This window comes from Streptomyces sp. NPDC031474, from assembly GCF_055581185.1.
The window spans coordinates 480030-492259 of the sequence record NZ_JBVIJX010000005.1 but is presented as its reverse complement, the minus strand read 5'-3'; the positions used below and the strand labels follow the sequence as shown (position 1 = coordinate 492259).

Genomic DNA, 12230 nt, shown 5'->3' with positions numbered 1-12230 from the left:
TTTCCGGCCTCATACCCGCTGTTTCCCGGCTTCTTCCCCGCCCGTCACCGGCTGGTGAGGCGTACCACAGGAAACCGGCAAGAGTGGTGGTTAGCATGGCTGGGTTGACGAAACCGAACCCGAACGGGGGCCTGTCCGACCATGCCGCATGGTTCCTCGGGGCTGAAGAGGCTCTTCCGTGAGCTCGCGAAGTTCGGAGCCGTGGGCGGTGCGGGGGTGCTGGTCAACCTCGGCGTGTTCAACCTCGTGCGGCATCTCACCGATCTTCAGGTGGTGCGGGCGAGCGTCATAGCCACCGTCGTGTCGATCGTCTTCAACTACGTCGGGTTCCGCTACTTCACCTACCGTGACCGCGACAAGAGCGGGCGTACGAAGGAACTGACGCTGTTCCTGCTGTTCAGCATGGTGGGACTGGTGATCGAGAACGGGTTGCTGTTCGCGGCGACGTACGGGTTCGGGTGGGACAGCCCCCTGCAGAGCAACGTGTTCAAGTTCGTCGGGATCGGGATCGCGACGCTGTTCCGGTTCTGGTCCTACCGGACGTGGGTGTTCCGGGCGCTGCCCGCGAAGGAGGCGGTGGCCGACGCGGAGTCGTTCCTCGCGGCGGCGGAACAGACCAGGCCCAGGCCACCGGAGCCGCAGGCCCCGGCCACGGCCCCGGGCACAGCCCCGGCCCCGGCTGCGGCTTCAGCCACGGCCGCGCAGCGGATGCGTTGAGCAACGGCCTGGAATTGCCTACCTGACCGTCGGTTCCTCGTCGTTCGTGGTGCGTTTCTGCGGGGCCGTGCGGGACAGGAACAGGCCGAAGACCGGGGGTTGGGCCTGGAGCATCTCCAGGCGGCCGCCGTCGGCCTCCGCGAGGTCGCGGGCCACGGCCAGGCCGATGCCGGTGGAGTTGCGGCCGCTGATGGCCCGCTCGAAGATGCGGGCGCCCAGGTCGGCGGGGACGCCGGGGCCCTCGTCCGTCACCTCGACCACGGACTGGTTGCCGGTGACACGGGTGCGCAGGGCCACCGTGCCGCCGCCGTGCATCAGGGAGTTCTCGATCAGCGCGGCCAGCACCTGGGCGACCGCGCCGGGCGTGCCCACCGCCCGCAGATGGCGCTTGCCGGAGCTGACGATGGCCCGGCCCACCCCGCGGTAGGCGGGCCGCCACTCGGCGAGCTGCTGCTGGATGACCTCGTCGAGGTCGAAGGTGACCGCCGAGCCGGTGCGCGGGTCCCGGGCGTTGGTCAGGAGGCGCTCCACGACGTCCGTCAGGCGCTCCACCTGCGTCAACGCGATCGTCGCCTCCTCCTTCACGGTGTCCGGGTCGTCGGTGAGGGTGATCTCCTCCAGGCGCATGGAGAGCGCGGTGAGGGGGGTGCGCAGCTGGTGGGAGGCGTCCGCCGCGAGCCGGCGTTCGGCGGTGAGCATGCGGGCGATGCGTTCCGCGGAGGAGTCGAGGACGTCGGCGACCCGGTCCAGCTCCGGGACGCCGTACCGCTTGTGGCGGGGGCGCGGGTCGCCCGAGCCCAGGCGTTCCGCGGTCTCGGCGAGGTCGGTCAGCGGCGAGGCGAGGCGGTTGGCCTGGCGGATGGCCAGCAGCACGGCGGCGACCACCGCGAGCAGCGCCACCAGGCCGATGATCAGCAGGGTCCGGCCGACCTCCCGGGTCACCGTGGAGCGGGGCTCCTGGACCAGGACGCTCTCGCCCTCCTCGCCGTCGGCCGTCGACCTGATGACATCGCCCTCGGGCTTGGCCCCGACCGCGATGACCGGCCGGCCGGGGATCCGGATCTCGGCGTAACGGTCCTGGGTGACCTGGTCGCGCAGTATCTCGGCGGTGATGTTCTCCGAGCCGACCAGCCGGCTGTCCACGATGCTGGCCAGCCGCAGCGCCTCGGAGTCCACCCGCTCCTGGGCGCTGTTGCTGATCGTGCGGGTCTCGACGAGAACGAGGGACACCCCGAAGACGGCGATGACGACGAGCACGACGGCAAGCGTGGACTGAATGAGACGGCGACGCACAAGGCCCTCCGGGCGGTGACTCTATGAGACCGGTTGGGGCGCCCCCTGGCTGCGCGGTGACTCTGCAAGACCGGCCAGGGCCACCCCCTTGGCTGCGCGGTGACTCTGCAAGACCGGCCAGGGCAACCCCCTAGGGGCGCGGGGAACTGCGCGAGAAGCCCCACCGGCCCGCACCCGACAACGCAACGCGCATAATCGGCCAAGCCCGCGGCAGCGTCAACTCTTCTCGAAGCGGAAGCCCACCCCGCGCACCGTGGCGATGTAGCGGGGATTCGCCGCGTCGTCGCCGAGCTTCTTGCGCAGCCAGGAGATGTGCATGTCGAGCGTCTTGGTCGACGACCACCACGTGGTGTCCCAGACCTCCCGCATCAGCTGGTCGCGGGTGACGACCCGCCCCGCGTCGCGGACGAGGACCCGCAGGAGGTCGAACTCCTTGGCCGTCAGCTGGAGTTCCTCGTCGCCCATCCACGCGCGGTGCGACTCGACGTCGATGCGCACGCCGTGGGTGGCGGGCGGCTGCTGCGGCTCGGACGCGCCGCGCCGCAGCAGGGCCCGGACGCGGGCGAGGAGCTCGGCGAGCCGGAAGGGCTTGGTGACGTAGTCGTCGGCGCCCGCGTCCAGACCGACGACGGTGTCCACCTCGTCGGCGCGCGCGGTGAGGATGAGGATCGGGATGGCGTGGCCCTCGGAGCGCAGCCGGCGGGCCACCTCCAGGCCGTCCATGCCGGGCAGACCGAGGTCCAGCACGACCAGGTCGACACCGCCCTGCATTCCGGCGTCGAGTGCGGTGGGGCCGTCCTCACGCACCTCGACCTCGTACCCTTCCCGGCGCAGGGCGCGGGCCAGCGGCTCCGAGATGGACGCGTCGTCCTCGGCGAGCAGTACACGGGTCATGAGCTGATGGTAGTCCGCGCGGGGCGGCCGTCGAAGTGTGATCGCCCGCACTGTCTCTTACCTACGGACATGCCGGACAGGCGGGGTACGGGACGGTGACCACTCTCTCGGTGATCTTGGTACGTACCTACGGTCGAGGGATGGCATGCTGGTACATACCTTCGAATCACGGCTCGCGGTTCCTTGATCACCTGTGATCCGTGTCTCAAGTCCTTCCATATCCGGCGTTGTGCTGTCGTATGGTGAAAGAACGCCTGTAGTACGCAATGACCTTTGGCGGTCGGCTTGACGCTGAGGGTCCCTTTTGTGTGCGGGCCGGTTCGCGCCGGCCTTGAAAGGAACGACCTGTGGCCGGGCCCCCGACTCGAGGGGGCGTGGATCCCGGTGGTCGCCGTCCGCCGTTTCCGAGACCCGGAGCGGGATCCCCCCGGGCGTAGGGGTGGACGACGTGTCCGCCGGTGCCGGCCGCCCCCCACCGGGCGCGCACCGCCGCTGTGCAGCGCGTCCCGAGCAGCAAGGAACGACATGGCGTCCAGCCTGACGAAGGACTCGGTCCGCCCGGACACCCCCGGCTCCGGGAAGACCTTCTTCGGCCACCCCCGCGGACTGGCCACCCTCTTCATGACCGAGATGTGGGAACGGTTCTCCTACTACGGCATGAGGGCCCTGCTCCCGCTGTACCTGGTCGCCCCCGGCGGCCTGCACCTCAGCGCGGCGACCGCGACGGCGATCTACTCGGTGTATCTGTCGCTCGTGTACCTGCTCGCCCTGCCCGGCGGCTGGTTCGCGGACCGTGTGCTCGGGCCCCGCAAGACGGTCGCGGTCGCCGGCGCGGTCATCATGCTCGGCCACCTCACCCTCGCGCTGCCGAACGCCGGCACCTTCTACGGGGGCCTCGGTCTGGTCGCCATCGGCTCCGGCCTGCTCAAGGCCAACATCTCCACCATGGTCGGCCACCTCTACGAGGGCCCCGACGACCCGCGCCGTGACGGTGGCTTCACGCTCTTCTACATCGGCATCAACGCGGGCGCGTTCGCCGCGCCGCTGGTCATCGGCACCATCGGCGAGAACGTCAACTGGCACCTGGGCTTCGCGCTGGCCGCGCTCGGCATGGCGCTGGGCCTGGCGCAGTTCCTGCTGGGCAGCCGCCACCTGAGCTCCCGCTCGGACGTCGTGCCGACCCCGCTGTCCGCGCAGGAGAAGGCGGCCACGCTGCGCAAGGCCGCGTTCTGGGCGGCTGTCGCGATCGTCTTCTACGCCGTCGTCGGCGTCTCGGGCCTCTACACGCTGAACTGGCTGCTGGTCCCGATCACCATCGCCGGCCTGGTCATCCCGGTCGTCGTCATCGCCCGGATGAAGCGGGACAAGGAACTGGACCGCGCCGAGCAGTCCAAGCTGACCGCGTACATCTGGTTCTTCGTGGCCGCGGCCGTGTTCTGGATGATCTACGACCAGGGCGGCTCGACGGTGTCCCTGTTCGCCGAGTCCTCCGCGGACAACAGCGTCTTCGGCTGGGACTTCCCGGTCTCCTGGTACCAGTCGGTCAACCCGGTCATGATCATGGCGCTGGCCCCGCTCTTCGCCTGGGCCTGGCTGGCGCTGGCCCGGCGCGGCAAGGAGCCGAGCACCGCGACGAAGTTCGCGATGGGTCTGGCGCTGATCGGCGCGTCCTTCTTCCTCTTCCTGGCCCCGCTGTCGATCGCCGAGGGCGGTCACAAGGCGGCCGCGCTGTGGCTGGCGGCGATCTACTTCGTCCAGACCGTCGGTGAGCTGACCGTCTCCCCGGTCGGTCTGTCGGTCACCACGAAGATGGCTCCCGCGAAGTACGCCTCGCAGATGATGGGCGTCTGGTTCCTGGCCGTCACCGCCGGTGACGCCACGACCGGCCTGCTGTCCATCGCCGGCGTCGACCTCAACAAGACGGGCATCGTGGCCCTGGAGGCCGTGCTCGCCGTCATCGCCGGTGCGGCGGTGTGGATGTACCGTAAGAAGGTCAGGGAACTCATGGGCGACGTGCACTGACGTCCGGCACGAGCGAGGGAGGGCCGCCGCATCCATGGGGATGCGGCGGCCCTCGCCGTTGTGAATCCGGGCGCTCAGCGCAGACGGCGCCGTCCCGGCATGAACGTGAAGACCGCGCCGCCCAGCAGGATCGCCGTGCCCGCCACCAGGCCCAGCGCCTTCAGGGCGCCGTGGTCGCCGGAGCCCGTTTCCGCGAGGCCGCCGCCGGTCGACGTGCTGCCGCCCGAGGACGAGCCGCTGCCGCCGGACGCGCCGCTCGCCTGTTGCGCGGTGTTCAGGGTCAGGGAGACGGCCGTGCTGTCCGGGGTGCACGTGGTGGTGGTGCCCATGGCCTCGATCACCAGGACGCCCGGGGAGAGCGTGGACTCACCGGTCGCGCCGGGCTTGTAGGTGCCCTTGAGGTCCGGGATCTGGATCGGGGAGTTCTGCGGGATCGGCGCCGAGTTCAGCGGCCCCTGCACCTTCACCGAGCCCGAGTCGGCGCCGCCGAGCACGATCTGCATGGTCGGCTTCACCTTGCCGGCCGGGATGTCGATCGGGCTGTCCATCACCGACTTCTTGAACTGCACGGTGAGGTCGTAACTCCCGTTGTTCTTCTTGGCGTTGATCTGGATCGGCGAGGTCGCCTTCTTCGTCCCGATGGGCGAGGCGCAGGTGTAGGGGATGTCGACGACCTTGCCGGTGAAGTCGGTCCGGCCGTCGTCACCGCCGGTCGGGGACGACGACGGGGAGGTACTGGGCGAGGTGGACGCGCTCGACGACGGCGACCCGCTCGGACTCTGGCTCTGGGACGGGCTCTGGCTCTGGCTCTGCGACGGGGAGGTGCTCGACGAGGGCGAGCCCGAACTCCCCTGCCCCGCCGTCACCGTGATGGTCGCCGCCGGCTGGACCGCCTCCGTCGGCGCGCAGTCGGTGTTCGTCCCCAGCGCGTTGACGACGTACGCGTCCGGCGTCAGCGTCACCTGCCCCGCCGCCGTCAGTTTCAGCGTGCCCTTCATGTCGGACAGCGTCATCGCGCCGCCCTTGGGGATCGCCGGGTTCTCACGGGGCCCCTGCATCGCGATGTCCGCGGTCTGCGCGCCGGCCGCCTTGAGGGTGCCGGACGGCTGGACCGAGTTCGCGGGCAGGTCGATGATGTCGGGGTTCTTCGACGCGGCCTGCGTGAACTTCCACACGATGTCGACGGTGTCGCCGACCTTCGCCGTGGCCGGCGCGGTGATGTCGACCTTGGTGGTGCCGTTGACGTCGGGCAGGCCGATGCCCGAGGGCGGCACGCACTTGGTGGCGTAGGACACCTCGGCGGCCTGCGCCTGCCCGGCGGTCACGCCCAGCAGGACGGCCGCCCCGGTGAGCATGACGGCGACACCGGCCGCCGCCGCCCGCTTGCGCACGGGCACGTGATCAGGCGCATGCTCTGGTGGTGGTACGGCTCTCTCGCTCAACTCGTTGCCTTCCCTCCGGGAGTCGTGGGAGTCGTGGGAGTCGTGGGACCCGTCGGAGTCGTGGGACTCGTGGGAGTCGTAGGACTCGTGCGTCGTCGGTCTTCGTGCGGTGCGGAGAGCCGGCCCGCCGGGTCCGGACCGGTGTCCGGGGTGAACCACGGCAGGGTCACGGTCGAGGAGGGCGGCACGGACCCCGAGGCCGAGGAGGCCGGGGCGGGGACCTTCGTCCCGGTCCGGCGCCACGGGGTGCGCGGCGGCCGTCCGGCGCGGGCCGGGCGGCGGACCGCGTGCCGCGGTCGCACCCGGTCCACCACCGCCATCCCGATGCGGAACAGCGCCGCCGGCACCACCACGCAGAGCAGGATCCAGAACAGGGTCACGCCCCAGGGCCTGCCCACGCCCCACGGCTGCTCGGCGAGGACCTTGCCGCCGTACTTCAGGGAGACCGTGTAGTCGCCGTGGGCGCCGGCGGCGAGTTCGACGGGCAGTTCGACACGGGCCTTCCCACCGGGGTCGATCGTGCCGCGCCACTGCCGCTCGTCCCACTGCGGCGCGAACACCCCGTGGGCGGTGCCGACCTGGAACACCGGGTTCTCGACGGGTGCGGTGCCGACGTTGCCGACGGTGAAGACCAGCGTGCGGGCGGGCGGCGCCCCGAACCAGGTCAGCAGACCGCCGGAGCCGTCGAGCCGGGTGTCGGTGAGCACGGACAGGCGTCCGCCGGAGGTCGCCGCGGGCAGCGGCCGGACCGGGTGGCCGGCCACCTGGAACACGGCGTCCGCCTGCGCCTTCACACCGGTCGCGGTGGCCACGTGCACCACACAGGGGCAGGGCGCCGGCGGCTCGGCCACCGGCAGGGCCCGGCTGAAGCGGCCGTCGGCGTCGGTGGTGGCGGCACGGCCGTCGGCGTTGGCGCAGGAGTTGGTGCCGCCGACCACGCCCCGGGCGGGTGTCGCCTGCCCGCAGACCAGCAGCATCAGCAGCGTGCGCGCACGCCAGCCGCTGCCGCTGACGGTGATCGAACCGCCGGTCCCCGCCTGGGACTTGGAGAGGGTGACGGTCGGCCCGCCGGCCGCCGCGGCGGTGCCGGCCAGGGACAGCGGGCCCAGGAAGAGGAGCAACAGCGGGAGCAGGAACAGAAGCAGGGCCGACACCGGCGCCGTCCTCCGCGGCTCGCCTCTCACGTCTCCCCCATCTCCCCCATCTCTCACGTCAGCGCTCCCTCCGGATCGGCTTGCGTCGTCGTACGACCACGACGGCCGCACCGGTCGCACCGGCCGCCGCGACCGACAGCGCGCCGGCTGCCGTCCCCGGGGGCACGAACCGCGCCGACGCCCGCCCGGTGGCCTGCCCCGCGCCGGGCGCGGTGACCGTCAGACGGACGGTGACGGCGTCCAGGGCCGGGCGGTCGGGCCACGGCTCGTCGAGAGCGAGACGGCGACCCGGCGCCAGCTGGACGGGCAGGGTGCGCGGGGGACGGTCCAGGACGGCGCCGAGGACACCGTCCGCGTGGACGGCGAGCCGTGGCACGAGGGCCGTGGTACCCCGGTTGACCAGCTCGTACGTGATGCGGTCGCCGCGCACGGCCACGTGCTCGACGGTCAGCGCGGCCAGCTCGGGTCCGCCGACCCGGATCAGCAGCCGCACGGTGGCCTCGCGGCCGGCCGCGTCCCGTACGACGATCTCGCCGACGCGGTCGCCGGGCTCCGCGTCCACCGGGACCGTCACCGTGAAGGGCACCTCGGCGCGGGTGCGGGCGGGGACGGTGGGGGCGGCGTCGGCGAAGACGACCCCAAGACCAGCCCCGGCATTGGTCCCTGCACCAGCCCCGGCATGGGTCCCGGCACCGGTGGCGTGCAGCCGTACGGTGAGCGGCTCGGCGCCCCGGTTGGTCACGGAGACCGTGTCCTGGAGCACCGTCCCGGGCGCGCCCTCCGCGTAGAAGGACGGCCGTCCGCCGCCGGAGGGCGCGACCGACCAGCCGCGGGGCGTGGCGGCCGGTGTGCCGGCCGGCGTCACGGCCGGCGTCACGGCCGGCGTGGCGGCGATCAGCAGCGGGAGGGTCAGGAGCAGGGCTCGGGCGGGCGCGTACGGCATCAACGGCTCCAGCACTCGTACGAGGGGCGGTCAGCGGCGGACGCGTGCCGTCTGGCCTCGCCGGGTCAGCCACAGGGCGCCCGCGGCGCCCGCAAGCAGCACCGTGCCGCCGAGGGTGCCGAGGGCGATCGCGGAGTCCTCGGGTCCGGTCTGCGGAAGGTCGTCGCCAGAGCCGCCGGAGGCACCGGAGTCGCCGGATCCGCCGTCGCTCTTGGCGCCGCCGCCCGCCGCCGTCACGTCGAGGGTGAGGGACGGCCCTGGGCTGTTGCGGGGCGTGCAGGTGGTGATCGTGCCGAGCGCCCTGATGGTGAGCACGCCGGGCGTGAAGGTGACCTTGCCGGTCTCCTTCGGGGTGTACGTGCCGCTCAGGTCGCTGATCTTGATGGGGGTGTTCTCGGGGATCGCGGCCTCGTTGGCGGGGCCGGTGACGTTCAGGGTGCCGCTGTCGGCGCCGCCCAGCTTGATCGTGGCGCTCGGCTTCATCGAGCCCGCGCCGAGTTCGACGGGGCTGGAGGACACGCCCTTCTGCCAGGACATGGTGATCTTGTAGCCGTCGCCGCTCTTGACGCCCTTGATGTCGATCGGTGAGACGGCGCTCTTGTCGCCGATGGGCGTCTTGCAGCCGTAGTTGACGTTCACGACCTCGGCCACGGCCACCGGGGCGGCCATCCACACCGCCGAGCCGGCCAGGGCCGCTGCCGTCGCGAGCGCGGCGGTTCGCTTCCGGTTCGACACGGTCCCGTCCCCTCACTCCCACCGCCCCGCCCTTACTGACGAGGCATCAGATTGAGCCGTCAAGGTACGCCCGGGGCGATGAGGAGGGAAGAGAAGGTGCGCGCCGGAGTTGTGGGGATCCGGCGCACGGGTTCAGGGGGTTCCGAGAACGTCCGGAACTCCCCGGCGACGCAGCGCTTCGGGGACGACGACCGTCCCGTCGGGGTGCTGACACTGTTTCAGGAGAGCCGGAAGCGGCCGACCGGTGGCCGGCTCCGAGGCGTTGAGGGTGTGCCCGTACCGCGACGTCCCGCCGCCGACCGGGCGACAGCGCACCGGGCGTGCGGTCAGGCCGGGGCGCCCAGTTCCGCCCAGACCGTCTTGCCCGCGATGCCCGGCGCCCGTACGACGCCCCAGTCCAGGCAGAGGCGCTGGACGATGAACATGCCGTGTCCGCCGGGGCGGCCCGCGCGGTGCGGGGTGCGCGGGGCGGGCTGGCCCGTGCCGCGGTCGGAGACCTCGACGCGGATCACCTTGTTGTCGCAGCCGAGGACCATCCGGTCCGGTCCCTCGGCATGCAGACACGCGTTGGTGACCAGTTCGGAGACGACGAGCAGCACGTCCTCCGCGGCAGCCCGCCGGTCGGCGGTGGCGGCCGGCAGCCAGCCCCACGCGTACAGCGCCTGGCGGGCGAAGTCGCGGGCGAGCGGGACGACCCCGCTGGCGTCGTCGAAGCTCAGCCGGCGCACCTGACGGCTGCCCGACGCGCCGGACGACCCCGACGCACCGGACGACCCCGACGCACCGGAGGCACCGGAGGCCCCGGACGCTCTGGGCGACGCCGACGCCTCTGCCGCCGCGCCCCTTTCGGACGACCCGGAAGCGCCGCTGGGCTCCGGCCCGCGGTCGCCCGGCGAGTAAGGCCGGGTGGTGCTCATCAGCGCTTCACCTCACCGATTCCCCGATTAACCGGTTCACAATTCAAGAGTCAGATCTCTACAGAGTCTGTACGTGGGTAGTACGTGGACCGACAGCGTTCGCGTCGACCTTGCCGCCGACATGTTCAGGTCCAGGATGTCTCCTGCCCGGGGGGACCGGCGGAACACCCACCCGTTCCCACCCGTTCGCACCCCTTCCCGAGCGGGCGGCGAAGTTCAGCCGTCGTCGGCCAGCGCCGCCTCGACCGTGGCGTGCACGGTGAACACCGCGTCCGCGCCGGTGATCTCGAAGACCCGCGCCACCATGGGCAGCATCCCCGCGAGATGGACCCCGCCACCGGCCGCCTCCGCCTTCAGACGTGCTCCGAGCAGCACGTTCAGTCCGGTGGAGTCACAGAACTCCAGGCGGGCGCAGTCCACCACCAGCCGGTTGTGCCCCCGGGCGAGGCAGTCTTCGAGTGGCTCACGCAACAGATCGGCGGTGTGGTGATCCAACTCACCCGCCGGGGTCACGACGGCACTGGAGCCCTCTTCCCGCACCTCGACCAGAAGCCGGCCAGACTGTGCGCTGCCGACCGTCCCGCGGTCCATGCCGTCTCTTCTCCTGGGGTCGTGAACTGCTTGCTGACGCCCTCGAACCCTACGCCTTCGACCCGCACCTCAACACCCGAACAATCACCCACAAACGGACATAACCACACAAAAGCCACTTGCGGTTGGCCGAGTAAAGCGGGTAGGGCTAGTAGGAACACGTAACCGACACGGCCGGCTTTGGAGGCGCCGCACACCGTAGTGCGCTCACTGGCTTCGGCAGCCATACGCCGAGAACGATGGAGGACATCATGTCACCCCGGCTCGACGCACCGCATACCCGCGGAGCGACGTCGACACCCCCTCCGGATCAGGAACATCTGGAACCCATCGCCCAGAACACGGCGCTGGACGTCGACCCCACCGACGCCCTCGCCGGACTTCCGGAGATCCCCCCGTACGACGAGGTCGGCCCCGTCGACGCACGGGCCCTGTCAAAGACCCTGTTCGCGCGGCTCGAGTCCCTCGAGGAGGGCACGCACGAATACTCGTACGTACGCAACACCCTCGTCGAACTGAACCTCGCGCTGGTCAAGTTCGCCGCCTCCCGGTTCCGCTCCCGCAGTGAGCCGATGGAGGACATCATCCAGGTCGGCACCATCGGCCTGATCAAGGCGATCGACCGCTTCGAGCTCTCGCGCGGCGTCGAGTTCCCGACCTTCGCGATGCCAACCATCATCGGCGAGATCAAGCGCTTCTTCCGCGACACCTCGTGGTCGGTGCGCGTCCCGCGCCGGCTCCAGGAGCTCCGGCTCGACCTGGCCAAGGCGGGCGACGAACTGGCCCAGAAGCTCGACCGCGCGCCCACCGTCGCGGAGTTGGCCGAGCGCCTCGACCTCTCACGGGAGGAGGTCGTCGAGGGCATGGCGGCGTCGAACGCGTACACCGCCTCGTCGCTCGACGCGCAGCCGGAGGAGGACGACGCGGAAGGCGCGCTCGCCGACCGCATCGGCTACGAGGACCACGGACTCGAAGGCATCGAGTACGTCGAGTCGTTGAAGCCGCTGATCGCCGAACTCCCGCCCCGCGACCGGCAGATCCTCTCGCTCCGCTTCGTCGCCGGCCTGACCCAGTCGGAGATCGGCGAGGAGCTCGGCATCTCCCAGATGCACGTGTCCCGCCTGCTGTCCCGCACCCTGGTGCGCCTGCGCAAGGGCCTGACCCTGGAGGAATGACGGTCTGACGGTGGAGGAGCAAGGCTCTGACCGCGGCTCGGCTGAAGGAACGAGGCCTTCCCGGGGGCTCCGGCCCCCGGGGCTCCGGCCCCCGCGACCCCGGCACCGGTGTCAGAACCCTTCGTCGAACAAATCCCAGGCGTCGGTGACCTGGTAGGAGCGGTCGAGCCAGACACCCAGCTCGTCCATGTCGGCGCAGGGGAGAACGCGCTCGCGGACGGAGTCGGGGATGTCGACCTGCCGCCACCTGAGGTTACGCAGAACAGTCTCCGCCCTCTCCTGCGCTCGACCCTCTTCCCGACCTTGCTCGCGCACCTCGGCTCTCCTTTCTGTCTTACGTGATCAAC

Annotated in this window: 12 protein-coding genes; 3 read left to right on the top strand and 9 right to left on the bottom strand. The window is 71.2% G+C overall.

Annotated features, from left to right (window positions below; all coding sequences use genetic code 11):
* The first annotated feature begins 141 nt into the window (after positions 1-141).
* Complete coding sequence (locus ACZ5SK_RS12930; protein WP_334579416.1) at positions 142-717, top strand: GtrA family protein; 576 nt, start codon at positions 142-144, stop codon at positions 715-717.
* 18 nt (positions 718-735) lie between these two features.
* Here the strand turns inward: ACZ5SK_RS12930 and ACZ5SK_RS12925 are convergent, their stop codons facing one another.
* Positions 736-2010, bottom strand: a complete 1275-nt coding sequence (locus ACZ5SK_RS12925; protein ID WP_334579415.1) for an ATP-binding protein — start codon at positions 2008-2010, stop codon at positions 736-738.
* A gap of 216 nt (positions 2011-2226) precedes the next feature.
* Positions 2227-2904, bottom strand: coding sequence for a response regulator transcription factor (locus ACZ5SK_RS12920; protein ID WP_069768534.1), 678 nt, complete (start codon positions 2902-2904; stop codon positions 2227-2229).
* 525 nt (positions 2905-3429) lie between these two features.
* On the opposite strand from ACZ5SK_RS12920, the gene ACZ5SK_RS12915 reads away from it, so the two are divergent.
* Complete coding sequence (locus ACZ5SK_RS12915; RefSeq protein WP_334579414.1) at positions 3430-4926, top strand: oligopeptide:H+ symporter; 1497 nt, start codon at positions 3430-3432, stop codon at positions 4924-4926.
* Positions 4927-5000: 74 nt separating this feature from the next.
* Here ACZ5SK_RS12915 and ACZ5SK_RS12910 read toward each other — a convergent pair whose 3' ends face one another.
* The 6 genes from ACZ5SK_RS12910 to ACZ5SK_RS12885 form a co-directional block, all read right to left on the bottom strand.
* On the bottom strand, positions 5001-6281 hold the full coding sequence (locus ACZ5SK_RS12910; RefSeq protein ID WP_334581312.1) for a hypothetical protein: 1281 nt from the start codon (positions 6279-6281) through the stop codon (positions 5001-5003).
* Between the two features lie 83 nt (positions 6282-6364).
* Entirely contained in the window at positions 6365-7522 is a 1158-nt protein-coding gene (locus ACZ5SK_RS12905) for a hypothetical protein (RefSeq protein ID WP_457494465.1), read from the bottom strand.
* A gap of 58 nt (positions 7523-7580) precedes the next feature.
* Positions 7581-8465, bottom strand: coding sequence for a hypothetical protein (locus ACZ5SK_RS12900; protein ID WP_468575963.1), 885 nt, complete (start codon positions 8463-8465; stop codon positions 7581-7583).
* A gap of 30 nt (positions 8466-8495) precedes the next feature.
* On the bottom strand, positions 8496-9200 hold the full coding sequence (locus ACZ5SK_RS12895) for an LPXTG cell wall anchor domain-containing protein (RefSeq protein ID WP_334579411.1): 705 nt from the start codon (positions 9198-9200) through the stop codon (positions 8496-8498).
* 326 nt (positions 9201-9526) lie between these two features.
* A complete protein-coding gene (locus tag ACZ5SK_RS12890) occupies positions 9527-10117 on the bottom strand; it encodes an ATP-binding protein (protein ID WP_361705777.1) in 591 nt (196 codons plus the stop codon).
* A 216-nt stretch (positions 10118-10333) separates the two neighbouring features.
* Positions 10334-10708, bottom strand: a complete 375-nt coding sequence (locus ACZ5SK_RS12885) for an STAS domain-containing protein (protein ID WP_334579409.1) — start codon at positions 10706-10708, stop codon at positions 10334-10336.
* Positions 10709-10947: 239 nt separating this feature from the next.
* On the opposite strand from ACZ5SK_RS12885, the gene ACZ5SK_RS12880 reads away from it, so the two are divergent.
* Positions 10948-11883 (top strand): RNA polymerase sigma factor SigF, encoded by a 936-nt coding sequence (locus ACZ5SK_RS12880; protein ID WP_079661831.1) that lies wholly within the window; start codon positions 10948-10950, stop codon positions 11881-11883.
* Between the two features lie 111 nt (positions 11884-11994).
* Here the strand turns inward: ACZ5SK_RS12880 and ACZ5SK_RS12875 are convergent, their stop codons facing one another.
* Entirely contained in the window at positions 11995-12198 is a 204-nt protein-coding gene (locus tag ACZ5SK_RS12875) for a hypothetical protein (RefSeq protein WP_361705781.1), read from the bottom strand.
* Positions 12199-12230: the final 32 nt, after the last annotated feature.